The sequence below is a fragment of the Isoptericola sp. NPDC056618 genome (assembly GCF_042792715.1).
Taxonomy (GTDB): domain Bacteria; phylum Actinomycetota; class Actinomycetes; order Actinomycetales; family Cellulomonadaceae; genus Isoptericola; species Isoptericola nanjingensis.
Genome location: NZ_JBHTVZ010000002.1, coordinates 373,388 through 397,964, shown reverse-complemented (window position 1 = coordinate 397,964; position 24,577 = coordinate 373,388). Strand labels below are relative to the sequence as shown.

The 24,577-nt window shown below is 74.6% G+C and carries 25 protein-coding genes; all 25 read right to left on the bottom strand.

Features of this window, described 5'->3' with window-relative positions:
* Position 1: 1 nt before the first annotated feature.
* Positions 2-544, bottom strand: a complete 543-nt coding sequence (locus ACFQ8T_RS04905; protein WP_430545430.1) for a dihydrofolate reductase family protein — start codon at positions 542-544, stop codon at positions 2-4.
* A gap of 81 nt (positions 545-625) precedes the next feature.
* Complete coding sequence (locus tag ACFQ8T_RS04900; protein WP_430545429.1) at positions 626-1,780, bottom strand: ATP-dependent DNA ligase; 1,155 nt, start codon at positions 1,778-1,780, stop codon at positions 626-628.
* A 10-nt stretch (positions 1,781-1,790) separates the two neighbouring features.
* Positions 1,791-2,189: a hypothetical protein gene (locus ACFQ8T_RS04895; protein WP_430545428.1), complete on the bottom strand. Its 399-nt coding sequence runs from the start codon at positions 2,187-2,189 to the stop codon at positions 1,791-1,793.
* Between the two features lie 188 nt (positions 2,190-2,377).
* Entirely contained in the window at positions 2,378-4,744 is a 2,367-nt protein-coding gene (locus ACFQ8T_RS04890; RefSeq protein ID WP_430545427.1) for a RelA/SpoT family protein, read from the bottom strand.
* Positions 4,745-4,797: 53 nt separating this feature from the next.
* Complete coding sequence (locus tag ACFQ8T_RS04885; protein ID WP_430545426.1) at positions 4,798-5,424, bottom strand: adenine phosphoribosyltransferase; 627 nt, start codon at positions 5,422-5,424, stop codon at positions 4,798-4,800.
* Between the two features lie 15 nt (positions 5,425-5,439).
* Entirely contained in the window at positions 5,440-6,537 is a 1,098-nt protein-coding gene (gene secF / locus ACFQ8T_RS04880) for a protein translocase subunit SecF (protein ID WP_430545425.1), read from the bottom strand.
* Positions 6,537-8,603: a protein translocase subunit SecD gene (gene secD / locus ACFQ8T_RS04875; protein WP_430545424.1), complete on the bottom strand. Its 2,067-nt coding sequence runs from the start codon at positions 8,601-8,603 to the stop codon at positions 6,537-6,539. The genes secF and secD overlap by 1 nt, the downstream gene beginning before the upstream one ends.
* Positions 8,604-8,790: 187 nt before the next feature.
* Positions 8,791-9,234, bottom strand: a complete 444-nt coding sequence (yajC, locus tag ACFQ8T_RS04870; protein ID WP_430545423.1) for a preprotein translocase subunit YajC — start codon at positions 9,232-9,234, stop codon at positions 8,791-8,793.
* 165 nt (positions 9,235-9,399) lie between these two features.
* The gene (ruvB, locus tag ACFQ8T_RS04865; protein ID WP_430545422.1) at positions 9,400-10,518 is read right to left on the bottom strand and encodes a Holliday junction branch migration DNA helicase RuvB; all 1,119 of its coding nucleotides are present in this window, start codon (positions 10,516-10,518) and stop codon (positions 9,400-9,402) included.
* On the bottom strand, positions 10,511-11,146 hold the full coding sequence (gene ruvA, locus ACFQ8T_RS04860) for a Holliday junction branch migration protein RuvA (protein ID WP_430545421.1): 636 nt from the start codon (positions 11,144-11,146) through the stop codon (positions 10,511-10,513). Before ruvA ends, ruvB begins: the two co-directional genes overlap by 8 nt.
* Before the next feature lie 139 nt (positions 11,147-11,285).
* Complete coding sequence (gene ruvC, locus ACFQ8T_RS04855) at positions 11,286-11,876, bottom strand: crossover junction endodeoxyribonuclease RuvC (RefSeq protein WP_429729494.1); 591 nt, start codon at positions 11,874-11,876, stop codon at positions 11,286-11,288.
* 54 nt (positions 11,877-11,930) lie between these two features.
* Positions 11,931-12,689 (bottom strand): YebC/PmpR family DNA-binding transcriptional regulator, encoded by a 759-nt coding sequence (locus ACFQ8T_RS04850; RefSeq protein ID WP_430545420.1) that lies wholly within the window; start codon positions 12,687-12,689, stop codon positions 11,931-11,933.
* A 7-nt stretch (positions 12,690-12,696) separates the two neighbouring features.
* The gene (gene pdxT / locus ACFQ8T_RS04845; protein WP_430545419.1) at positions 12,697-13,341 is read right to left on the bottom strand and encodes a pyridoxal 5'-phosphate synthase glutaminase subunit PdxT; all 645 of its coding nucleotides are present in this window, start codon (positions 13,339-13,341) and stop codon (positions 12,697-12,699) included.
* Positions 13,342-13,383: 42 nt separating this feature from the next.
* On the bottom strand, positions 13,384-14,277 hold the full coding sequence (locus ACFQ8T_RS04840) for a hypothetical protein (RefSeq protein WP_430545418.1): 894 nt from the start codon (positions 14,275-14,277) through the stop codon (positions 13,384-13,386).
* The gene (locus ACFQ8T_RS04835) at positions 14,270-14,962 is read right to left on the bottom strand and encodes a hypothetical protein (protein WP_430545417.1); all 693 of its coding nucleotides are present in this window, start codon (positions 14,960-14,962) and stop codon (positions 14,270-14,272) included. The genes ACFQ8T_RS04840 and ACFQ8T_RS04835 overlap by 8 nt, the downstream gene beginning before the upstream one ends.
* Positions 14,959-15,603: a signal peptidase I gene (locus ACFQ8T_RS04830; protein ID WP_430545416.1), complete on the bottom strand. Its 645-nt coding sequence runs from the start codon at positions 15,601-15,603 to the stop codon at positions 14,959-14,961. Before ACFQ8T_RS04830 ends, ACFQ8T_RS04835 begins: the two co-directional genes overlap by 4 nt.
* 52 nt (positions 15,604-15,655) lie before the next feature.
* The gene (locus tag ACFQ8T_RS04825) at positions 15,656-16,192 is read right to left on the bottom strand and encodes an alternate-type signal peptide domain-containing protein (protein ID WP_430545415.1); all 537 of its coding nucleotides are present in this window, start codon (positions 16,190-16,192) and stop codon (positions 15,656-15,658) included.
* A 124-nt stretch (positions 16,193-16,316) separates the two neighbouring features.
* The gene (locus tag ACFQ8T_RS04820) at positions 16,317-16,892 is read right to left on the bottom strand and encodes an NUDIX hydrolase (protein WP_430545414.1); all 576 of its coding nucleotides are present in this window, start codon (positions 16,890-16,892) and stop codon (positions 16,317-16,319) included.
* A gap of 135 nt (positions 16,893-17,027) precedes the next feature.
* Positions 17,028-19,553, bottom strand: a complete 2,526-nt coding sequence (gene hrpB, locus ACFQ8T_RS04815; protein WP_430545413.1) for an ATP-dependent helicase HrpB — start codon at positions 19,551-19,553, stop codon at positions 17,028-17,030.
* Positions 19,554-19,634: 81 nt separating this feature from the next.
* The gene (pdxS, locus tag ACFQ8T_RS04810; protein WP_430545412.1) at positions 19,635-20,555 is read right to left on the bottom strand and encodes a pyridoxal 5'-phosphate synthase lyase subunit PdxS; all 921 of its coding nucleotides are present in this window, start codon (positions 20,553-20,555) and stop codon (positions 19,635-19,637) included.
* Positions 20,556-20,624: 69 nt separating this feature from the next.
* Positions 20,625-21,215 (bottom strand): hypothetical protein, encoded by a 591-nt coding sequence (locus tag ACFQ8T_RS04805; protein ID WP_430545411.1) that lies wholly within the window; start codon positions 21,213-21,215, stop codon positions 20,625-20,627.
* Positions 21,212-22,417: a glycosyltransferase family 4 protein gene (locus tag ACFQ8T_RS04800; protein ID WP_430545612.1), complete on the bottom strand. Its 1,206-nt coding sequence runs from the start codon at positions 22,415-22,417 to the stop codon at positions 21,212-21,214. Before ACFQ8T_RS04800 ends, ACFQ8T_RS04805 begins: the two co-directional genes overlap by 4 nt.
* Before the next feature lie 41 nt (positions 22,418-22,458).
* Positions 22,459-23,421, bottom strand: a complete 963-nt coding sequence (locus tag ACFQ8T_RS04795) for a phosphatidylinositol mannoside acyltransferase (protein ID WP_430545410.1) — start codon at positions 23,419-23,421, stop codon at positions 22,459-22,461.
* Complete coding sequence (pgsA, locus tag ACFQ8T_RS04790) at positions 23,421-24,080, bottom strand: phosphatidylinositol phosphate synthase (RefSeq protein WP_430545409.1); 660 nt, start codon at positions 24,078-24,080, stop codon at positions 23,421-23,423. Before pgsA ends, ACFQ8T_RS04795 begins: the two co-directional genes overlap by 1 nt.
* Positions 24,080-24,577: HIT family protein (locus ACFQ8T_RS04785; RefSeq protein WP_430545408.1), on the bottom strand; the 498-nt coding region annotated here is incomplete at its 5' end. The genes pgsA and ACFQ8T_RS04785, both read right to left, overlap by 1 nt.

Sequence of the window (24,577 nt, the reverse complement as noted above, 5' to 3'; positions counted from 1 at the left end):
GTCAGGGACGCGTGTAGCGCAGGAAGACCGACCCGTCGCCGAGCGGGACGCACTCGGCGCGCGTGAGGTCGGCCTGCATCCCGTCGGGCAGCAGGCGCAGCCCGCCGCCGGCGACGTGCGGCACCACGCGTACCGTCATCTCGTCGACCGCGCCGGCAAGCAGCGCCCCCGCGGCAGTCGTCGGGCCCGAGACCTCGACGACGCCGTCGGTCCCCGCCGCGATCTCGGTCAGGCGCTCGGGGGTGAGCCGCGCCTCGAGCGTGGTGCGGGGCGCGTCGACCGTGCCCTGCTCCGCGACGAGGCCGTCGGAGCAGACGATCTTGTCGATCCCGCGCCAGATCTCGGCGAACTCGTCCGCGGCGTCGCTCTGCCCGAGCTCCCACGTGTCCCACACGCGCATCGTCTCGAACATGCGGCGGCCCACGACGAAGGTCCGCACGTCCCGGACCCGGTCGTTGATGAACGCGTGGACGGCGTCGTCCGGCGCGCCCCAGTCGAAGTCGCCCGACGCGTCGGCCACGTAGCCGTCGATGGAACAGCTCATCAGTCCGTATCTCAGTGTGCCCATGCTCCCCAGACCTGCCCCGGGGCCTCGACTCATCGGCGGCCCGCCGAGCGGTGCGGCTCAGGCGGTGCCCGGCGCCCCGGGCAGGAGGCTCGCGAGGTCGTAGCCGACCGGTTCCTCGAGCTGGTCGTAGGTGCACGACGACGGCTCGCGGTCGGGGCGCCACCGCTTGAACTGCGCGGTGTGCCGGAAACGCGCGCCCTCCATGTGGTCGTAGCCGACCTCCAGCACCCGCTCCACGCGCAGCGGAGTGAAGGAGAGGTCCTTGCCGGCGCTCCAGCGCGACTGCGCTCCCGGGCGCCTCTCGCCCGCGCTGCCGTCCGCGACCGCCGGGTCCTGCCAGTCCGCCCACGGGTGCGCGGCGGCGTCCTCGGTCCCAGGTTCCACGACGAGCGGTGCGAGCTCGGCGTGCAGGGCCGCACGGCGCGCGGCGGGGAACGACGCGGAGACTCCGACGAACTGCAGGCTGTCGGGGTCGTCCTCCTGTGCGTACAGGCCCAGCAGGAGCGAGCCGATGAGCGGCTTCTCGGGCGTCGACGTCTTGTGCAGCCGGTAGCCGGCGAGGACCACGTCGGCCGTGCGGGCGTGCTTGATCTTCAGCAGCGCCCGCTTGTTCGGCTGGTACGGGTCGTCGAGCCGCTTCGCGACCACACCGTCGAGGCCCGCGCCCTCGAACGCCTCGAACCAGTCGCGCGCGACGCCGGCGTCCTGCGTGCGGGGCGTGGCGTGCACCTGCGGCCCGTCGAGCGCCAGCCCGTCGAGCGCCTCGAGCCGTTCGCGCAGCGGCCTCCCGGACAGGTCGTCGTCGCCGAGGGCGAGGACGTCGAAGACGACGAGGCTGGCCGGCGTCTCCGACGCGAGGAGCCGCACCCGCGACTCGGCGGGGTGGATCCGTTGGCCCAGGGCGTCGAAGTCCAGGTGCGCCGTCCGGGCCGCGCCGTCCCCCGGGCGCGCGACCACGATCTCGCCGTCGACGACGCAGCGCTCCGGCAGCGCGTCGAGCGCAGCGTCCACCACGTCCGGGAAGTAGCGCTGCATCGGCCGACCGTTGCGGGAGTCGATCCGCACGTCGTCACCGTCGCGGAACACCAGGGCACGGAACCCGTCCCACTTCGGCTCGTACACCCAGACGTCGTCGTCCGCGGGCTGGTCCGGCACGTCCGGCACCGACTTCGCGAGCATGGGCAGCACCGGCGGTTCGAGCGGCAGCGTCATGCTGGCGAACCTACTCCGGGAGGTGTCCCGGCACCTCCGCTCGCCGGAGCCCGGTCGCCTCGAGCCGCACCCGGACCGTCACCCTGCCGGCGTCGTCCCGGTGCGCGACCGCGTGCCCTCCACGCTCCGCGCCGTCGAGCTCGACCGTCAAGGGAGCACCCTCGCCCAGGAAGTTGCGCCACCAGCTCTTGGCGTCCGGCATCCCGACCCCGATGACGACCTCGTCCCCCCGGCGTCGGAACCCGACCGGGATCGCGAACTCGCGCCCCGACCGACGCCCCGTGTACCGCACGATCGTGAGGGTGCGGCGCAGCGCCCCGCCCCACCGGGGCGAGCCGCGCCAGGCGAGCACCCCGGCGTTGAACCGGGTGACGAAGCGGCGGGCGCGGGGCGAGCCCAGGCTCGGCACGAGGTGTTCCTCCCTGACGTGCGGCGGGACGCCGGTCGGCGCCCCGTCACGCTAGCAAGGCGACCGGAACGGCTCGTCCACGTCCGCCGTCGAGCACGTGCGCGCGCGGCAGGCGGTCGACAGGGGTTTCGGCGCGGCGTTCCTCGCGGCGCTCCCGGAGACGGCCGCCGTCGAGAGCGAACGGGACCTCAGACTCCCGCCGACTCCTGGTGCACGTCGGCGGCCCTCGTCCCGGTGATGCGGTAGACGTCGAAGACGCCGTCCACCTTGCGCACCGCGGTGAGCACCTGCTGCAGGTGGCCCGGCTCCGCCATCTCGAAGACGAACTTCGACAGGGCGATCCGGTCGGACGACGTCGAGACCGACGCCGACAGGATGTTGACGTGGTAGTCCGACAGCACCTTCGTGACGTCGGACAGCAGCCGCGAGCGGTCGAGCGCCTCGACCTGGATCTGCACCAGGAACATCGTGTTGGCGCCCGTGGTCCAGGACACGTCCACCATGCGCTCGGGCTGCGCCTTGGCCAGCTGCTCGGCGTTGGCGCAGTCCGCGCGGTGCACGCTGACGCCCGCGCCGCGGGTCACGAAGCCGACGATCGAGTCGCCGGGCACCGGGGTGCAGCACTTGGCGAGCTTCACCCAGATGTCGTCCACGCCCTTGACGACGACGCCGGGGTCGCCGGTGCGACCGCGACGCGACGGGCGGCCAGGGGCCGCGGCCTCCGCGGCGTCCTCCTCGGTGCCCTCCTCGCCGCCCAGCGACTTGACCAGCAGGTCGACGACGTGCGGCGCGGACGCGTGCCCCTCGCCCACCGCCGCGTAGAGCGCGGAGACGTCGGCGTAGCGCATGTCGTTCGCCAGCCCGACCAGCGCCTCGTGGCTGAGCAGGCGCTGGATCGGCAGGTTCTGCTTGCGCATCGCCTTGGTGATGGCGTCCTTGCCCTGCTCGATCGCCTCCTCGCGCCGCTCCTTGGTGAACCACTGGCGGATCTTGTTGCGGGCACGCGCCGACTTCACGAAGGCGAGCCAGTCGCGCGAGGGGCCCGCGGACTCCGCCTTGGAGGTGAGGATGTCGACCGTGTCGCCGTTCTGCAGCGTCGAGTCCAGCGGCACGAGGCGTCCGTTGACGCGGGCCCCCATGGTGCGGTGGCCCACCTCGGTGTGCACCGAGTACGCGAAGTCGACCGGCGTCGCCCCGGCGGGCAGCGCCATCACCTCGCCCTTCGGCGTGAAGACGTACACCTCCGCGCCGCCGATCTCGTAGCGCAGCGAGTCGAGGAACTCGCTCGGGTCGGCGGTCTCGCGCTGCCAGTCCACGAGCTGGCGCAGCCACGCCATGTCGTTGGCGCGCGGGTCGTCCGACGTCGTCTTGCCCGCCGGAGCCATCTGCTTGTACTTCCAGTGCGCGGCGACGCCGTACTCCGCACGACGGTGCATGTCGTGCGTGCGGATCTGGATCTCGACGGGCTTGCCGCCCGGACCCACGACCGTCGTGTGCAGCGACTGGTACATGTTGAACTTCGGCATCGCGATGTAGTCCTTGAACCGGCCCGGGACCGGGTTCCAGCGCGCGTGGAGCGCGCCGAGCACCGCGTAGCAGTCCCGCACCGTGTCCACGAGGACGCGCGTGCCGACGAGGTCGTAGATCTCCGCGAAGTCGTGCCCGCGCACGATCATCTTCTGGTAGATCGAGTAGTAGTGCTTCGGGCGGCCGGTGACCGTCGCCTTGATCTTCGCGCTGCGCAGGTCGGCGGAGATCTGCTCCCGCACCACCGACAGGTACTCCTCGCGGGCGGGCGCGCGCTCCGCCACCAGGTGCACGATCTCGTCGTACACCTTGGGGTAGAGGGTCTGGAAGGACAGGTCCTCCAGCTCCCACTTGATGGTGTTCATGCCCAGCCGGTGCGCCAGCGGGGCGTAGATCTCGAGCGTCTCGCGCGCCTTGCGCTGCGCCGACGAGCCGGAGACGTACTTCCACGTGCGGGCGTTGTGCAGCCGGTCCGCGAGCTTGATGACCAGCACGCGGATGTCCTTGGCCATCGCGACGACCATCTTGCGCACGGTCTCCGCCTGGGCGGCGTCGCCGTACTTCACCTTGTCCAGCTTGGTGACGCCGTCGACGAGCATGGCGATCTCCTCGCCGTACTCGCGGGTCAGCTCGTCGAGCCCGTAGTCCGTGTCCTCGACCGTGTCGTGCAGCAGCGCGGCCGCCAGGGTCGCGCCGTCGAAGCCGAGCTCGGCGAGGATGGTCGCCACGGCGACCGGGTGGGTGATGTACGGATCGCCGGACTTGCGCTCCTGGCCCCGGTGACACCGCTCGGCAGTCGCGTAGGCGCGCTCGAGCACCGAGAGGTCGGACTTCGGGTGGTTGGTGCGCACGGCCTGGAGCACCGGCTCCAGCGCCGGCGTCGTGGGCGGCGCGCCCCGCACCCCCAGCCGGACGAGCCGGTTGCGCACGCTCCGCCCGGACCCCGAACCGCGGCCCGGGACGGCGCCCTGCCCGGTCGATCCCTGAGGCGCGTTGGCGGCGCGCACGACCTTCGTCTCGTCGCTCATCTGCGCCTCCTTCCGCAACCACCGCGGGGTCGCCGCCGGCCGGGACGGCAAGTCTACGACTCCACGCGGAGCAGAGCCTCGACCGTCCGTCCGGTCAGCCTGTCGCGTCCGCCCAGGCCGGCGAGCTCGAGCAGGAACGCCAGGGCGACCACCTGACCGCCCGACCGTTCCACGAGCTCGGCCGCCGCGCGCGCCGTGCCGCCGGTCGCGAGCACGTCGTCGACCAGGAGAACACGCGCCCCCGCCTCGAGTGTTCCCGTGCGCAGCTCGATCGCGGCCGAGCCGTACTCGAGGTCGTAGTCCACCCGCTCCACCGGCGGCGGCAGCTTGCCCGCCTTGCGCAGGGGGAGGAACCCCACCCCCAGGCGAGTGGCGAGCGGCGCCCCCAGGAGGAAGCCCCGCGCCTCCATGCCCGCGACGACGTCCACGCCGCCGTCCGCGTCCACGAGGCGGGCGAACGCCTCCACGACGTCCGCCAGCGCCGGGCCGTCCGCGAGCAGCGGGGTGATGTCGCGGAACACGACGGGCGGGTGCGGGTAGTCCGGCACGTCGCGGATCAGCGCGCGCACCTCCGCCGCCCGCTCGGCGCCGAGCCCCCGCAGCCCGTCCAGGACGATGTCGTCCGGACGGTCGCCGGGGCGCCCGCCGCCGGGCGCGTCGAAGCCTGAGCTGTCATCCATCGCGTGGCCCCCGGCTCAGTGTCCGCGCTTGCGGCGCGGCTGGGCGCGGTTGCCCTGGTGCTGGCCCGGGATCAGCTGCGCGGAACCGGTCGTGAACGCCGCGACCTCGGCGTCGTGCCCGCCCTCGGCGACCAGGCCGGCGCGCTCCGCCAGGACCGTCTTGGTGTGCGCGGCGATCTTCGGCTCGCGCTCACGCAGGGCCACGTCGAGCGGCGTCGCGAGGAAGAGCGACGACGCCGCGCCGACGGCGATACCGACGAACAGCGACAGCGACAGGTCGCGGAGCGTGCCCGCGCCCAGCAGGAACGCGCCGACGAAGAGGATGCTCGCCACCGGCAGGAGCGCCACGACCGACGTGTTGATCGAGCGCACGAGGGTCTGGTTCACGGCGAGGTTGGCGCGCTCCGCGTACGTGCTGCGGGTCTGCGTGAGCACGTCCGCCGTGTTCTCGCGGACCTTGTCGAACACGACCATCTTGTCGTAGAGCGAGAAGCCGAGGATGGTGAGGAAGCCGATGATCGTCGACGGCGTGACCTCCCAGCCGATGGCGGCGTAGACCCCGGCCGAGATGAGCAGGTCCGCGAGCATCGCGACGATCGCCGCCACGGACATCCGCCAGGCGCGGAAGTACACGGCCATGAACAGCGCCGCGGCCACCACGAACACCACGGTGCCCCACAGGGCCCGCATCGAGACGCCCGCGCCCCAGGTCGGGCCGACGAAGGACGTCGTCACCGCGGACTCGTCGACGTCGTACGCGGTGGCGAGGCCCGTGACCAGGGCGGCCTCCTGCTCCGGCGTGACCGTCTCGGTCTGCACGCGCACCGCCGAGCCGCCCACGATCGCGACGCGGGGCTCCTCGTTCGGGAGCACCTCGTGCACGGCGTCGATCGCCAGCTGCTGCTCGGTGGAGGTCACGTCGTTGACCGTGAACTCCGTGCCGCCGCGGAAGTCGATGCCGAGGGTGAGCCCCTTGATCAGGATGATCGCGATCGAGGCGATCGCGAGGATTCCCGCCACCGTGAACCAGCGCTTGCGGCGCTGCACGATCGGGTAGGAGCGGCGGCCCGTGTAGAGGTCGTTGCCCCACTGGGCGAAGTGCATGCCGGCCATCAGCGGCTCTCCTCGTTCGTGCCGGAGTGGTTCTCACCGGTCGCCGAGGGCGATCCGTCGTCCGGTCCCGCGTCCGGTTGCGGGTCCGCCTCCTCGGCGGCCGCCCGACGCTCGGCCGCGCGCCGCTCGGCGATCGTCAGCCTGCGCCCGGAGGCGTCGGTGACGGGGGCGGCGGGGGCCTGCCGTGCACCGCTGTGCACGGGCTCGGCGACCACGCGCTCGCCCGGCGCCTCGGCGCCGGCGTCCGGGCCCTCGGCGGCGCCGGCCACGGCGGGCTGCGGCATCCGCACCCGGCCGGCGCCCGCGTACCGCGGGCCGGAGCTCGCGCGCAGGCGCTCGGGCGACAGGCCCGACCAGAGGTGGCCGTCCCGGAAGAACGGGATCTTGGTGAGGACCTCCATCATCGGGTGCGTGAACCAGAACACGACGGCGACGTCGATGATCGTCGTCAGACCCAGGGTGAACGCGAAGCCCTGCACGCCGCCCACGGCGAGGAAGTACAGGATGATCGCGGAGATCAGGTTGACGGCCTTGGCGGCGAGCACCGTGCGCCGGGCGCGGGCCCAGCCGCGCTCGACCGCGTAGGCGAGGGTCCGCCCGTCGCGCAGCTCGTCGCGGATCCGTTCGAAGTACACGATGAACGAGTCCGCCGTGAAGCCGATGGCGACGATCAGGCCGGCGACGCCCGCGAGCGAGAGCCGATAGCCCATCCCCCAGGAGAGCAGAGCGATCGACACGTAGGTGATCACGCCCGCGACCACCAGCGACGCGACCGTCAGCAGGCCGAGCGTGCGGTACTGCAGCAGCGAGTACACGACGACGAGCGCGAGGCCGATGAGGCCGGCGATCAGGCCGTTGCGCAGCTGCTCGGAGCCGAGGGTCGCGGAGATGACCTCCTGGCTCTCGACCGTGTACTGCACCGGCAGAGCACCGAAGCTGAGCTGGTTGGCCAGCGTGGCCGCGGAGTCGCGCGTGAACGACCCGGAGATCGTCGCCTGGCCGTTGGAGATGATCGTGCCCGGGGACAGGGACGGCGCCGAGACGACGAGCCCGTCCAGGACGATGGCGAACTGGTTGCGCGGCGCCTCGAGGCCCTGCAGACGGGTCGTGGTCTCGCGGAACTCCTTCGTGCCCACGGAGTCGAAGTTGAGGAAGACGCCCCACTCGTTGGTGGTGGTGCCGTTCGCGCCGGGGACCAGGCCGGAGCTCGCCGACGAGATGTGCACGCCGTCGACCTCCATCGGGCCGAGGATGTACTTCAGCCCGTCCTGCTCGCCGCACGTCACCAGCGGCCTGTCCGGGTCGTCCCCGCCGCCGCCCTTGAGGTTGGCGGGGTCTGTGCAGTCGAGCTCCTCGAACTGCTTCTGGATCTCCGGCGTGATCTGCGCCAGGTCGCTCGGGTCGGTCGCGGCAGCCTCGTCCGTGGCGCCCTCGTCCGTCCCCTCGGTCGCCGTAGGCGACGGGTCGGCGCCGTCGCCCGACGTCGCGGTGGCGGTCGGCGTGGCCGACGGGTCGACGTCCGTCGGGACGGCCAGCGGCGCACCCGCGCCCTTGCCGCTCGGCGCGTCGGCGGCGCCGTCCTCGGCGGTCGCGTCCTCCTTGGCGGCGTCGTCCTTGGCCGCGTCGTCCTGCGCCGCGTCGCCGGCGTCGGCGCTGGGCGAGGCGGACGGCTCGGGGGTCGGCGTGCCCGCGGCGTACGTCAGCACCGGGCGGAAGCGCATCTGCGCCGGCTGCGAGATGAGGTCGATGGTCTCCTGCGACACCTCGCCGGGGATGCCGACGACGATGTTCTGGGAGCCCTGCGCGGTGATCTCCGCCTCGGACACGCCCGAGGAGTCGATGCGCTGACGGATGACGTTGATCGACTCGTCGATCGTCGCCGACGTCACCTGCGACCCGTCGGTGGTGTCCGCCTTCAGGATCAGCTGCGTGCCGCCCTGCAGGTCGAGCGCCAGCCCCGGGGCCCAGCTCGCGCCGTCCGGGTTGGAGTCGGACTTGGCGTCCCAGAAGACGCCGGCGCCGAGGGCGAGGAACGGCAGGACGATCGTCAGGATCGTGAAGACCACGAGGGTGCGTACCGGACGCGACCGCTTCGTGCGTGAGTTCGCCAACTTCTGTCTCTTCCCGTCTGCGCGCCGCCGCAGGGCCGACGCGTGATGGCGCCGGCCGGGATCGCCCCGACCGGCGCGTCGTCAGGCCGACGGGCGCGAGCGCCCGCCGTCCCATGTCGCTGGTGCTGTCACTTCGATGCTGTCACTTGGTGGTGCCGGGCTCGCCCTCGTCACGACGCTGCTGCTCCCGGTACTCCCGCTGCGCGGTGTCCAGGCTCGACAGGTCGTCGGGGACGTCGATGTGACCGTCGCCGGAGGTGATCGTACCGGTCGCGGAGGAGTCGGTTGTGACGTCGGTCTCGTCGGCCTCGGCCACGGGCTCCTCGACCGGCGTGTCCACGCGCTTGGCGATGGCCGCGCGCAGCCAGCGGGTCTGCGCGCCGCCGGGGCCGGTCTCGATGGTGACGGTGTCGGTCGCCTCGTCGATCTCCACGACCGTGCCGAACAGGCCCGAACCGGTCATGACCTCCTGACCCGGCTCGAGCTGCGACCGGAACTCGGCCTGCTGCTTCTGCTGCTTGCGCGTCCGCTGGCTCATGAAGAACATGAGGCCGGCGAGGACCACGAAGAGGATGATGAGTTCCACGGAGCGTCCTTGTCTGTCGCTGCCCGACGGTCGTCGACCGACTGCCGGGCGTCGGGGGCGCACCGGTCGGCACGCCGGCGCAGTGTCCTGCGCACACGGCCCCAACGAGCACGGCACCCGTCGAGTTCCGGCCCTGGGCCGTCGGCGGCCGGGGGCGCTCCCAGTCTACTGGGGCGGCCCGGCGTCCCTGTCGGACGCGTCGGACCCGGCGGACCCGGCGGACCCGTCGAACAAGGTCCCCCCGAGCGGCGCGCCCCACGCGCCGGGCGGCGGCTCGAGCCCGAGGTGCTCCCAGGCGGCCTGCGTCGCGACCCGGCCGCGCGGCGTGCGGCCCAGGAGCCCCTCGCGGACGAGATACGGCTCGGCCACCGTCTCCACGGTGTCCGGCTCCTCCCCCACGGTCATCGCGAGCGTGCCCAGTCCCACGGGACCGCCGGCGAACCGGCGGCAGACGGCGTCGAGCACGGCACGGTCCAGCCGGTCCAGGCCGATCGGGTCGACCTCGTAGACCTCCAGCGCCGCCCGGGCCGCCCGGAGGTCGAGGCTGCCGTCCCCGCGCACCTGGGCCCAGTCGCGCACGCGGCGCAGCAGGCGGTTGGCGATGCGGGGGGTGCCGCGCGACCGGCCCGCGATCTCGTGCGCTGCGGCGTGCTGGATGTCGACGCCGAGCAGGCCGGCGGACCGGGTGATGACGCGCTCCAGCTCGGCGGCGTCGTAGAAGTCGAGGTGCCCGGTGAACCCGAAGCGGTCGCGCAGCGGGGCGGGCAGCAGGCCCGACCTCGTCGTCGCGCCGACGACGGTGAACGGCGGCAGCGCCAGCGGGATCGCGCTCGCGCCCGCCCCCTTGCCGACGACGACGTCGACGCGGAAGTCCTCCATCGCGACGTACAGCAGCTCCTCGGCCGGGCGGGCCAGCCGGTGGATCTCGTCGATGAAGAGGACCTCGCCCTCCTCGAGCGAGGAGAGCACCGCCGCCAGGTCGCCCGCGTGCTGGATCGCCGGGCCGCTCGTGACCCGCAGCGAGGTGCCGAGCTCGGCGGCGATGATCATCGCCAGCGTCGTCTTGCCGAGCCCGGGAGGTCCGGACAGGAGCAAGTGGTCGGGAGACGCGTCCCGCGCCAGCGCCGCCTGGAGCACCAGGGAGAGCTGGTCGCGCACCACCCGCTGCCCGACGAACTCGTCCAGCTTCTTCGGTCGCAGCGCCGCCTCGGCCGCGCGCTCGACGTCGTCGGCCGAGGAGGTGACGAGCCGCTCCCCGCCGTACTCCGCGTCCGCCTCAGCCACGGCGGCCGCCCAGGGAACGCAGCGCCGCGCGCAGCGTGGCCGCGACGTCGATCGGGCTGTCGGCCGGGTTGTCGTCGCCCGCGTCCGCGAGGACCCGGTCGACGGTGTCCTGGGCGACCTTGGCGGCCCAGCCCAGGCCCACGAGCGCCTCGACCACCTGGTCGCGCGCCGGGTCTCCCGCGGCGACGGGCGGCGCGTCGGGCACGACGGCGCCGGCGGCGGACGTCGGGGCGCCCAGCTTGCCGGACAGCTCGAGCACCAGGCGCTGGGCGCTCTTGGGGCCGACCCCGGGAACACGGCGCAGCGCCGCGAGGTCTTCGGACGCGACGGCGCGGCGCAGGGCGTCGGGGGTGAGCACGGCGAGCATGGCGAGAGCGATCCGGGGTCCGACGCCGGACACGGACTGGGCGGTCTCGAAGACCTCCCGCTCGTCCGCCTCCGCGAAGCCGAACACCGTCATCGAGTCCTCACGGACGACCAGCGTGGTGTGGAGCTGGGCCCGCTCCCCCACCCGCAGGCCGGCGAGGGTGCCGGGGGTGGCGTGCACGAGGTACCCGACCCCGCCGACGTCGAGCACGGCCCGCTCCAGCGTCACGTGCGTGACCGTGCCGGTCAGGGAGGCGATCACCGTGGTCCTTCCGTCGAAGAGGCCGTCGACGTGGCCGTCGAACACCCGTACGAGGCGTCACTGTAACAACCGGTGCCGACGCCGGGGCGGGCGACACTCGACGAGCCGCACGACGGCGACCGGGTGGCCCGGGTCCCGCTCAGCGCCGGGCTCGGGAGGGTGCGCCGCGGTGCGAGCCGGTGCGCGCGGTGCGCTCGGCAGCGGCCCAGGCGCGCTGGGCCGGGGTGAGCTCGTTCCGCTCGCCGCCCTGGAGCGCTCCGGACGGTCGCCACAGGTGGGTGACGGCGAGCGCGAGGGCGTCGGCTGCGTCGGCCGGCCGCGGCAGCTCGTCGAGCCCGAGGATGCGCGCGATCATGCGCTGCACCTGCTCCTTGTCGGCGCGGCCGGACCCGGTGACGGCGGCCTTCACCTCGCTCGGCGTGTGCATCGCGACCGGGACGCCGCGCCGGGCCGCCGCGACCATCGCGAGGCCGGCGACCTGAGCGGTGCCCATCACGGTGCCGCGGTTGTTCTGGGCGAAGACGCGCTCCACGGCGACGACGTCCGGCACCGTGCGCTCGAGCCACTCCTCGAGCCCCTCGGCGACGCGCAGCAGCCGGAGGTCGACGCTCAGCTCGGGCTCGCTGCGCACGACCCCGACGTCGACCATCCGGGCCCTCCGGCCCGGCAACGAGTCGACGACGCCGACCCCGCACCGGGTCAGACCCGGGTCCACCCCCAGCACGCGCACGTCGTCACCCTCTCACGCGGGCGGCCGCGGACGGCCGACCCGCGCCGGGAGCCGTCACTCCTCGTCGAGGGCCGCCATGACCTCGTCGGAGGCGTCGAAGTTCGCGTAGACGTTCTGCACGTCGTCGCTGTCCTCGAGCGCGTCGATGAGGCGCAGGATCTTGCGCGCGCCCTCCACGTCGACCTCGACCTCCATGGAGGGGTGCCAGATGGAGTCGGCCGAGTCGTACTCGATGCCGGCCTCCTGGATCGCCGTGCGCACGGCGACGAGGTCGGTGGCCTCCGAGAGGACCTCGATGACGTCGCCCTCGTCGCTGACCTCCTCGGCGCCCGCGTCGAGCGCGGCGAGCATGACGTCGTCCTCCGTGACGCCCTCCGCCTTCGGCACCACGACGAGGCCCTTGCGGGAGAACAGGTAGGACACGGAGCCCGGGTCGGCCAGGTTGCCGCCGTTGCGGGAGAACGCGAGGCGCACCTCGGAGGCGGCGCGGTTCTTGTTGTCCGTGAGGCACTCGACGAGGACGGCGATGCCGTTCGCGCCGTAACCCTCGTACATGATCGTCTGGTAGTCGACGGCGTCGGCGCCCTCGCCGGAGCCGCGCTTGAGCGCGCGGTCGATGTTGTCGTTGGGGACCGACGACTTCTTCGCCTTCTGGATGGCGTCGAACAGCGTGGGGTTACCGGCCGGGTCGCCGCCGCCCGTGCGCGCGGCGACCTCGATGTTCTTGATCAGCTTCGCGAAAAGCTTGCCGCGCTTGGCGTCGATCGCCGCCTTCTTGTGCTTGGTCGTGGCCCACTTGGAGTGACCTGACATGCGCTCCCTAACTCCTTCGCGATGCTTGGACGAGCCGGACGAACAACCCGTGCACGCGCGCGTCCCCCGTGATCTCCGGGTGGAACGCGGTGGCGAGCAGCCGTCCCTGACGTGCTGCGACGATCTTACCGGCGGCGGGCCCCACCGCGGAGCCGTCCGCCCAGCGGTCCGGTATGCGGGCGAGCACCTCGACGTCCGGCCCCGCCTCCTCGACCCACGGAGCGCGGATGAAGGCGGTGCGCACCGGACGCCCGCCCGGCGCGTCGGAGACGCCCGCGACCTGCAGGTCCGCCTCGAACGAGTCCACCTGGCGGCCGAACGCGTTGCGCCGCACGACGACGTCCATCCCGCCCAGCGTTCGCTGGTCGGCGGTGCCGCCCTCGATGCGGTCCGCGAGCAGGATCATCCCCGCGCACGAGCCGAACACGGGCAGCCCCTCGCCGATCAGCCGCCGCAGCGGGTCGGCGAGCTCGAACAGCCGCAGCAGCTTGTCGATCGTCGTCGACTCGCCGCCGGGCAGGACGAGCCCCTCGACCGCGTCCAGCTCGGACGGGCGGCGCACGCCCACGGCGCGCGCCCCCGCCTGCTCGAGCGCGGCCGCGTGCTCGCGGACGTCGCCCTGCAGGGCGAGGACTCCGATCGTCGTGGTCACCGGGGCAGTGTAGGGCGACCGTCGGCGAAGCCCGCAGCGTGCTCAGGAGCAGGTGCCCAGCAGGCCGAGCGTGATCGAGTACCGCCGCGTGCCGGACCACGCCGAGCTCCAGGTCGTGCCGCCCGGGTAGACGCGGTCCGCGCGGACCCGAGCCGTCGCGTTGGTCGCGGCCGCAGTGACCTGGTAGGTCGTCGTCCCCGCGGCCACCTGCGCCTGCGTGCTCCCGCCCGGACCGTAGCCGAAGGTGTAGCGGGTGGCGCCCGCCGCCGCCGTCCAGTTGAACGTCACCGACCCGATCCCCAGCAGGCCGCACGTCAGGTTCGTCGGGGCGGAGACCGTCGCGGCGGAGACCGCGGCGCTGGTCACCGTGCCCGTGTCGGTCCACGAGGTGCCCGGGATCGTCGCCGCCAGCGCCACGGACACGCCGCCGCTCTGGCCCTGCGTGGTGGAGGGGGCCGTGGCCGAGACCGCCACCGCTACGCACAGCGCCACGGTCCCGCCCGCGGGGACCGTCGCGGTGCCACCGGACCCCCCGCCGCAGCCGGTCCCCGTGTCCGCCGCCCCGAACGACGCGCTCGTCGTGAACGCTGTGCCGAGCGTCCCGGTCCGCGAGGTCGTCGCGGTCACCGTGGCGGAGCGGGAGCCGCCGTTGCGCACCGTGACGACCTCGGACGCGCCGGATCCCGGCACCGCGCCGGGAAGCGTGAGAGCGGGGAGGCTCACCGTGCCCCCGCGGCCCACGAGGCCGTTGCCGAGGTTCGCGACCTGCACGTCCACCGTGCCCGCAGAGATCGGCGTCGTCGGCGCCGTGGCGGTGCCCGACCCGCGCCACCAGGCCCAGGCGATCCCGCCCCCGGCGAGCACGCACACCATCGCCGCGACCACGAGGACGGCGACGCGGCGCACGGTCGCGCCGGGCCGCGCCGGCTCAGCCACGGTGGCCGCCCCCTCGTGCGCGGCCACGGCGCAGCAGCACGCCCGCCGCGACGGCGACCACCGCCGCGAGCAGAGCCGGCAGCGGCTGTCCACCGGTGCGCGCCAGCGCGCCCGGGCCGTCGCGGACGTCGTCGGCCGGGACGCGCCCGCCGTCCTGCTCGCCTCCGGTGTCCGCGGTTCCCGGCGGCCCGTCGCCCGCCAACGTCACGAGCACGTCGACGGGCGCGGTCTCGCCCCGCGTCTCGTTCCCCGCCGCGCCGTCGAGCGAGGCCTCCACCGTGACGGGCAGCACCTCCGACTCGGCCAGGAGCACCGGAGCGGACCCCGCGCCGTCGGACCACCGACCCCCCTCCGGACGCACCCGGACCCGCACCGCGTCCGCGAGGGCGGAGGCCCCGCGGCCGGTCACCCCCTCCCCGACCGAGACGGCGACGCGGCTGCCGGCCGGTCCGGGTCCGTCGTTGCGCACGAGCAGCACGGCCCGGCGCGTCTCGCCCGGCGTCCAGGGCGCGGAGCCGAAGAGCGCCGCCTCGAGGTCGGTCGTCCAGCGGCGGCCGTCCACGCTCAGCGCCACGCCTCCCGGCTCGACGCCGCCCTGCGCTCCCGCGGCCGCAGCCGGCGCCAGCAGGACCCCGACGACGAGCGCGGCCCCGCACGTGGCGACCCGGCGCCCGCCGCCCCTCATCGGCGGCCGTCCTTCCGGGCACCGCCCGCGGCGGGCGGCGCCGCCGGCCACCAGGTCGCGAGCCCCTCGGGCGCGGCGCTCCGCCCCGTGCCCGACGCCGGGGCGGGGGGCGACTCAGGCTCTCCCGCGCCGGGCGACCGGCGCCCCCGGCGCTCCCGGACCTCGCCCGCGACGAGCCACGACGCGTATGCCAGGAGGAGCACCGCGACCCCGGTCGTGAGGAACCGGCGCTGCTCAGGCGTCCCGAGACCCATGAGACGGCCCAGCTGCGGGACGGCGTACCAGAGCGCGCCGCGCACCTGCACGGCCTGCACGGGCTCCGGGTCGGCGACCTCGTTCGCGTCGCCCCGGGTCAGCAGCGTCCGCTCCCCGTCGACGGTGGTGCCGAGGCCGACCACCCGGTGCGTCACGACCGTGGGATCCCCGGAGCGCAGCTGGTAGGTGACCACCTGTCCGGTCGTGATCTCGTCCACGTCGACCGGGCGCACCACCACGAGCGTGCCGACGTCGAACGCGGGGCGCATCGACCCGGTCGCCACGCCGTACGGTGTGGCGCCGGCCAGGCGCGGGACCACGACGACGAGCAGCAGGGCCCCGCCCGCGACCAGCAGGACGACGCACGCGAGGACGCGCCCCGCCATGCGCCACACGGCACGGGGCGGGCCCGGCGGCGCCGCAGCAGCCACGGCGTGCTCAGGGGGCGGGGACGACGTGCGCCTGCGTGACCTGGACCGTGACGTCCTCGAGCGCGGCGGTCAGCGCCTGCGTGTCGTTCCCGGCGGCCGTGTCGAACGCCGCCTCGAGGTTGACGACGAGCGAGTCGGTCTCACCCACCGGCACCGGGGCGGTCAGCGGGAGCTCCAGGGTCTCGCCGCCCAGGGTCGCCGAGGTGAGGCTGAGGTCGAGCGCGCCGGTGAGCGCGTTCTCCGCCGCCCAGGTCGGCGACGAGACGGTGATCTCGCCCAGCGCCAGGTGGTCGCCGGTGCCTCCCACCGCCAGCGTGCAGGTGGTGGTGACCGTGTCGCCCGGCACGATGCCCGCCGCGACCGAGCCGCCGCCGTCGAGGGTCCAGTCACCGCACGCCCCGTCCGACATCGTGAGCGTGCCGGCGGTGACGTCAGACCCGGTGGCCGTGCCCTGTGCCGTCCAGTAGGCGATCGTCTGGGCGCCGCCGACGAGCAGGACGGCGGCCCCTCCTACCGCGATCGCAGCCTTCGTCAGTCGGTTCACGTCGACGTCCCCCTGCCGCTCTGTCCGCACCTCGGCGTGCGGACCCGATGAGACGACGGTAGCCAACTGCTGCCCGGGGCGCGCGTCGGCGGCCGGGGACGGGCGGCCGGGGACGTCGGGAGGGTCAGGGCGTGCGGGTACCCAGCTCCTCGGGGTCGGACGGCTCGTCGTCGTGCTGGACGCCGAGGTGGCGGACGCTGCCGTCCCACCCCCGGGCCAGGTCCTCGACGACGTCCGGCAGGCTGGTCGGGAAGACCTCGCGCGTCTCGGCGCGCAGCTCGGCCGTGGTCAGCCAGCGCATCTCGTCGAGGACGTCGCGCTCCTCCGCGGTCCACCCGTCGTCGGTGGGCCGGTGGCCGCCGTCGACGCGCGCCAGGAAGAAGACCTCCTGCTGCCGGCACGTCTCCGCGAAGAAGTGGAAGTACGCGTCGCGGGTCAGCACCGGGCCCACGAGGTCGTGCGGCGCGAGCGCGAGCCCGGCCTCCTCGCGCAGCTCGCGCAGGGCGGCGTCGACCTCGCTCTCACCGGCGTCGATGCCGCCGCCGACGGTGAACCACCACGAGCGTTCCGGCTGGTCGGCGTCGTGCCCGCGGACCAGGAGCACCCGGTCCGCGTGGTCGAGCACGATCACGCGCGCGGCGCGCCGCTGCCGCAGCCCGTCCGGCCCGACGGCCCAGTCGTCGCCGAGGGCGGGCGTCACCAGCCCCGCTCCGCCAGGCGCGTCGGCAGCAGCTCGGACTCGACGTCGGCACCGTGGTCCACGGCTGACGGGGAACGGGCATCCATGGCGCCCATGGTAGCCACGGAACGTCGCCACGAGACCAGGCGTCCCCGCTCACCGCCGAGGCTTCGCTCGCCTGGTCGGGAGGGCCGACAGAGGGTCCTCCGGCCACGGGTGGCGAGGGTAGCGTCCTCGCAGGTCGGCCCGGACCCCGGGATAGCCCTGTCTCCAGAAGGACGCGAGATCGCTGGTGATCGCGACCGGTCGTCCGGCGGGGGACAGCAGGTGCAGGACGACCGGGACGCGGCCGTCCGCGACGGCCGGGGCCGCGGTCCAGCCGAAGACCTCCTGCAGCTTCACCGCGAGGACCGGCGGCTCGGCACCGTCGTACGCGAGCCGGACCGCGGAGCCCGACGGTACCTGGAGCCGTTCCGGCGCCAGCTCGTCGAACCGGGCTGCCGCGGGCCACGGCAGGAGTCGACGGAGCGCCGAGGCCACGTCGATGCGGGCGAGGTCGCGCGAGCCTCGCACCGAGGCGAGCTCCGTCCCCAGCCACGCGTCGAGATCGGCGAGCAGCGCCTCGTCGTCGACCGCGGGCCACGGGCCTTTGAGGTGGGCGTGGCAGAACGCGAGCCGCTGCCGCAGGGCGAGCGCGGTCTCCGACCAGCGCAGGACGGACAGGCCGCTGCCCCGGATGCCGTCGCGCACCGCCGCCTGGACGAGCAAGCGGTCGGGGTCGGTCAGCGGGACGTCGCCCAGCACGATCGCGCCGAGCGCCTCGACCCGCCGCGTCACGATCCGGCCGTCGTCCCAGCGGATCCGGTCGGTGGTCGAGACGAGATCGCCGGCGACGTCTCGCGCGGTCTGCTCGTCGATCGGCGCCGCGGACCGGATCCTGGCGTCGGCGCGGCCGGGTGCCCGGTCGGCGACCGCGATCGCCAGCCAGGCGGTGCCCCGCCACGGCGACCGCGGATCCAGCGCGGCACCCGTACCGCCGGACATCTGGTACGTCGTCGAGTCGGTCGCCCGGGCCCGCGCGATCCGGTCCGGGTATGCCAGCCCCGCCACGATGCCCACCGCGAGATCGTCCGGCACCCCGGGCGTCCCCCGACCGGCCCGCCCGTCCGACGCGTGGCCCGTCGGCGCGCCCCGGCCGAGGCGCGCCGACTCCTCCCGCCAGCGGGCCGTCGCCCCGCGGTCGTCACCGCGGCGGAGGGCCCGCAGGCGTGCCGGCAGGTCGTCGCCGAGAGCGCGGCCCGAGTCGTCCGAGAGCATCGCGACGATCTCCCGCGCCCGGTCGGCGCCGACCCGCGGGGCCCCGTCCAGCAACGCACGGGCGAGGCGGGGATGCGCCCCGATCGCCCGCATCCGCCGGCCCCGCCCGGTGATCCTGCCGTCGTCGTCCACGGCGTCGATGCGGCGCAGCAGCGCGGTGGCCGCCGTCATCGCGGGCGCGGGCGGCGCCTCGAGCAGCGTCAGGCCGGCCCCCGCGGGCGCGCCCCAGGCCGCGAGGTCGAGGGCGAACGCCGCCAGGTCGGCGACCGCGATCTCCGGCGCCGCATGATCGTCGAGACGCGCGTGGTCGGTGGCGGACCAGCACCGGTAGACCCGGCCCGGCCCTTCCCGCCCGGCGCGACCCGCCCGCTGGTCGGCCGACGACCTCGAGACCCGGCAGGTGACCAGCGTCCCGAGACCCCGCGACTGGTCGGTCCGCGGTTCCCGGGCGAGCCCCGCATCGACGACGACCCTGACCCCGGGCACCGTCAGCGAGCTCTCCGCCACCGACGTCGTCACCACGATCCGACGCACGGCGGACGGCACCAGGGCCCGCTCCTGCTCGGCCCTGGACTGGCGGCCGAACAGCGGCAGGACGTGGAGGTCGGCCAACCGGCGGACCATGCCGTCGATCTCGGCCTCGCCCGGGACGAACACGAGGACGTCGCCGTCGTTCTCGGCCAGGGCGCGCCGGACGACGGCCGCGACGTGGTCCAGCAGGCGCGGGTCGACCCGACCGCCGGGAAGCAGGGGCGTGGGCAACGGCGGGGGCGCCCACTCGGTCGCCACGTCGAACAGCGCTGCGGTCGCCGTGATCACGGGTGCGGGAGCGCCCGCGCCGAGCGCGTGGCTCAGGCTCACCGTGTCCGCCGTGGCCGAGGTCGCGACGACGGCCAGGTCGTCCCGGAGGTTCGCCCGGACGTCGACGAGGAGCGCGAGCAGCAGGTCGGCGTCCAGGTGCCGCTCGTGGCACTCGTCGATCACGATCGCCGTGACGCCCGGCAGCTCCGGGTCCTGCTGCAGCCGGCGCACGAGGAGCCCCGTCGTCACCACCTCGACGCGGAGGTCCTTGCCTCCGCTGCGCTCACCGCGCATCGCGTAGCCGACCCGCCGTCCGAGCGGCTCGTCGACCAGCGCCGCCAGCCGGGTCGCCGCGGCACGGGTGGCCATCCGGCGCGGCTCGGCGACGACGATCGTGCCGCCGAGCGCGTCGGCCAGGGCCAGGGGCAGCAACGAGGTCTTCCCCGACCCGGGCGGCGCGACCAGCACCGCGGCGCCGCTCGACCGCACCGCGTCGACCGTGGCAGGAAGGACCGCCCGGACGGGCAGGTCCGCACCCGGCACCGAAGGTTCAGGGAGCAGCACGCCCCGACACTAGTCGAGCGCGACCAGGGGTCCCGCGGACGCGATGTCGGCGGGACCCCCTGGTCGCGGTCAGAGCTGGTGCTACCAGCCGCGCTCGGCCAGGCGCACCGGCGCCGGCTCGGCCTCGACGTTGATGCCGACCATGGCCTCTCCCAGCCCGCGGGAGACCTTGGCGACGACGTCCGGGTCGTCGTGGAAGGTGGTCGCCTGGACGATCGCCTTGGCGCGCGCGACCGGGTCGCCCGACTTGAAGATGCCGGAGCCGACGAACACGCCCTCGGCGCCGAGCTGCATCATCATCGCGGCGTCCGCCGGGGTGGCGATGCCGCCCGCGGTGAACAGCACGACCGGCAGCTTGCCGGCGCGCGCCACCTCGGCGACGAGCTCGTAGGGGGCCTGCAGCTCCTTGGCGGCGACGAACAGCTCGTCCTCGGGCAGCGAGGTCAGCCGGCGGATCTGCGCACGGATCTGGCGCATGTGCGTGGTCGCGTTGGAGACGTCGCCCGTGCCGGCCTCGCCCTTGGAGCGGATCATCGCCGCGCCCTCGGTGATGCGGCGCAGCGCCTCGCCGAGGTTGGTGGCGCCGCACACGAACGGCACGGTGAACTGCCACTTGTCGATGTGGTTGGCGTAGTCGGCGGGGGTGAGCACCTCCGACTCGTCGATGTAGTCGACGCCCAGGGACTGCAGCACCTGCGCCTCGACGAAGTGCCCGATGCGCGCCTTCGCCATCACGGGGATCGAGACGGCGTCGATGATGCCGTCGATCATGTCGGGGTCGCTCATGCGGGCGACGCCGCCCTGCGAGCGGATGTCGGCGGGCACCCGCTCCAGGGCCATGACGGCGACGGCGCCGGCGTCCTCGGCGATCTTCGCCTGCTCGGGCGTGACGACGTCCATGATGACGCCGCCCTTGAGCATCTCGGCCATGCCGCGCTTGACGCGGGCGGTGCCCACCTCGCCCGCGGGGATCCGGCCGTCGCTGCCGATGGTCTCGCTCAACGCAACCTCGCTCGTGTCGCAGTGGGACGCGTGACCGCTGTCACGCACCCTCCATCCTAGTTCCGCGCGTCAGGCCCCGGAGAGCCCCTCCGGCATCTGGTCGTCCAGCTCGACCATGCGCGGCAGCGCCGCGTGCCCCGAGAGGCGCAGCAGGCGCACGTACCAGGTGCGTCGCACCCGTCGCGCCTGCGCGACGGCCTCGTTGTGGAACCGGCGGGCCAGCTGGGCGCGGTACCAGGCCGCCGAGAGCTGCCCGACGAGCTCGTCGCCACCGGGCGCCCGGCGCAGCTCCGCCAGCGCCTCGTCGTCGCCGAGCGCGGAGCGCAGCGTCGCGGACAGCTCGCTCTCGGCGCGCTCCCGGTCGGGCCCCATCCCCTCGAGAGCGAGCACGGCGCCGGCCGTCGGCGCGGGCCCGGTGTCGTCCTCCAGGGCGGCGAACGCCGCGTCCGCGACGAGCACGGCCCCCGCCGGGTCGAGCAGCCCCGAGGAGGCCAGGTCGACGGCCGCGCCCGCGCGGCGCGCGAGCTGGGCCTGCAGGGCGATGCGCGACGCGACGACCTTGCGGTGCAGCCGGTCGAGGCGCGACGCCGAGATCCAGGCGAGCCAGACCGCGACGGCCGCGACGACCAGGACGAGGAGCGCGAGCTCGGACCAGGTCATGCGCCCTCACCTCCCCCGGCCCGCCGGGTGCGCAGCCAGCCGACGGCGCTCTCCGTGCGCGACGGGGCCACCGGGGAGCCCAGCGCCTCCCCCGCGGCGAGCGCCATCTCGTAGACCGCGAGCACCTGCGCGGTCACCGCGGACCAGTCGAACCGGCGCACGAACGCCGTGGCGCGCTCGCGCCGTTCGCCGGTGCCCGCGGGGTCCGCCAGGGCCGCGAGGATCGCGCGCGCCAGGTCGTCGGGCTCACCGGTCCGGAAGAGGCGCCCCGCGGCGCCGTCGTCGAGCACCCGTCGGAACGCCCCGAGGTCGCTGGCGACGACGCCCGCGCCGGCGCTCATGGCCTCGACCAGCACGATGCCGAAGCTCTCGCCGCCCGTCTGCGGCGCCACGTACAGGTCCGCCGACGCGAGCAGCGACGCCTTGTCCTCGTCGCTCACGCCGCCGAGGAACTCGAACGACCCGGCGTGCGGGCCGAGGGCCTCGAGGGCCGCGTCCCGGCCGTCGTCGCCCTTGCCGGCCACGAGGAAACGCGCCCCCGGGACCTCCTCGAGCACCCGCGGCGCGGCCGCGGCGAGCACCTGGAGTCCCTTGCGCGGCTCGTCGAGCCGGCCGAGGAAGGCGATCGTCGGTCCCTCGGGAGTGCCGCGCCACCGGTCGGACGGCGCGGCGGCCGCGAAGGTGTCCACGTAGACGCCGTTGGGGATGACGACGGCGTCGCCGCCCACGTGGTCGACGAGGGTGCGGCGCGCGTCCTCGGAGACCGCGATCCGCGCCGCGATCTTCTCCAGCGACTGACGCAGCAGCGGGTACGCGACCTGCAGCGCCCGCGACCTCGTCTGGGACGTGTGGAAGGTGGCCACCACGGGCCCCTCGGCGGACCACAGGGCGAGCATGGACAGGCTGGGCACCATCGGCTCGTGCACGTGCACGACGTCGAAGCGCCCCGCCTCCAGCCAGCGCCGCACCCGGGCCGCGGTGCGGGGGCCGAACGTCAGGCGCGCCACCGAGCCGTTGTAGCGCACCGGCACCGCGCGGCCCGCGGACGTGACGACGTCGGGCACCGGGGTGTCGTCGTCGGCCGGCGCGAGCACGGAGACGTGGTGCCCGGCGTCCTGCAGCGCGCCGGCGAGGTCGCGCACGTGGAACTGCACGCCGCCCGGCGCGTCGAACGAGTACGGGCACACGATCCCGACGCGCAGCGGGCGCGACGGCGTCGCGGCGGCGAGGTCGGCGGGCGCGCTCATGCCTCGCCCGCCTCGGCCCGGGTGCGGGCGTACCGCTCGGCGTCGAGGTCGTCGACGAAGACGCGCTGGAGCATGTGCCAGTCCTGCGTGGACTCCTGCAGGGTGACGGCGACGGCGTCCACCCAGCCCTGCGTCATGCGCGCCACGCGCTCCTTGCGGTGCAGCCCGGAGTCGTCGGGCACCGGGACCGGCGGGTAGAACCGGATCACGATGCCCCAGGCCGTGCCGGCGGCGCGGCGGCGCTCCCCCGTGAGCCGCTCGTAGGTGATCCCCACCGGGACGAGCGGGACCTTGGCCGCGAGCGCCAGCGCGGCGGGGCCGGCGGCCACGCGGGCGCGGTGCCCGCAGAGGTCGACCTCGACGCCGGACGACGTGAGGTCGCGGTCGGCGAGCAGCGGGATGATGGACCCGCCCCGCACCGCGCCGCGCACGAGGTTGCGGAAGACGTCGTGGTCGCCGAGCGGCAGCACCTCGATGCCGATCGAGCGGCGGAACTCGACGAACTCGACGAAGAGCTCCTCGGGCTTGAGCCGCTCCGCGACCGTGAGCACGGGCGCGATGTGCGGCGTCGCGTACGCGCCGGCGAGGTCCCAGTTGCCCAGGTGGGCCAGCGCGAGCGACACGCCCTGCCCGTCGGCGACCGGGCCGGCGAGGTTCTCGTAGCCGTCCACGCGCACGCGGGCGGTGACCTGTTCGGCGGTGGCCCCCTGCAGGGTGAACGCCTCGCGGAAGTACCGCATGTACGAGCGCATGCCCGCCCGGGTGAGGCGGCGCAGCTCTGGACCGTCGAGGTCGGGGCGCACGCGCGCGTAGTTCGCCTCGAGCCGCCGCACCCCCTCGGTGCGACGCAGCCAGGTGAGGTCCGCGACGGCGGTGAACGCCGCGCGCAGGACGGGCTCGGGGATCTTCGGCGCGTGGCGCCAGGCGAACGTGTACAGGCGGGCGACGTCGAACCGCATCAGGCCTCCGGGTCGGGACGGTCGGTGGGGGCGTGCGGGACCGGCCCCGCCGGGGCGAGCTGCCGCCGCACGGTCGCCACGCGCTGCACCACGGTGACGAGGCTGGCGACGGCGAGGAGCGTCAGCGCGACCACGGTCACGATCAGCGGCAGCCCCACCTGGGTGAAGGCCACGGCCGCGAGCGCCACGACGAGCCGGTCGGTGCGCTCGGCGATGCCGACGGCCGCGGTCGCACCGACGCTCTCGGCCCGGGCGCGGGCGTACGGCACCACCGAGCCGAGCACGAGGCACGCGAGCGACGCCACGATGCCCCAGGTCGCGTACGGCAGGTCCGGGTGGAGCAGGAACCACAGCGTGATGCCCGCGAAGACGGCGCCGTCGGAGATCCGGTCGAGGGTCGAGTCGAGGAACGCCCCCCACGGCCCGGTGCGGCCCGACAGGCGGGCCATGACGCCGTCCATCGAGTCCGCGAGCGCGAACAGGCCGATGAGGACGCCGCCGAGCAGCACGTGCCCGGTGGGCAGCAGCGTGAGCGCGAGGGCCACGACGACCAGCGTGCCGGCGATCGTCACGGCGTCCGGCGACACCCCGAGCCTCAGGAGCAGCCGCGCGGGCGGGGTGAACAGCCGCTGCATCGTCGCTCGTAGGCCGCCGAGCATCAGCGCCCTCCGTCGTGCTCGGCGTCGGGACGGGGCCAGGCCGCGGCGAGCCGGGCGCGCGTGTCCGCCAGCAGCTCCGGGAGGGCCTTGGTCTGCCCGACGACGGGCAGGAAGTTCGCGTCGCCGAGCCAGCGCGGCACGACGTGCTGGTGGAGGTGCGCCGCGATGCCGGCGCCGGCGACCTCGCCCTGGTTCATGCCGATGTTGTACCCGGCCGGCGCGTAGACCGCGGTGAGCGTGCGGATCGCCGTCTGCGTCATCGTGGCCAGCTCGGCGGTCTCCGACGCCGTGAGGTCGACGTAGCCCGACACGTGCCGGTACGGCAGCACCATGAGGTGCCCGGAGTTGTACGGGTACAGGTTGAGCACCGCGTAGCACTCCGCCCCGCGGGGGGGGGGGGGGGGGGGCCGGGGGGCGCCCCCCCCGCGCCCCCCGCCCGGGCGCGCCCGCCCCCCCCCCGCCGGCGGGGGGTGGGGAGCCCCCCAGCGGAGCACCGC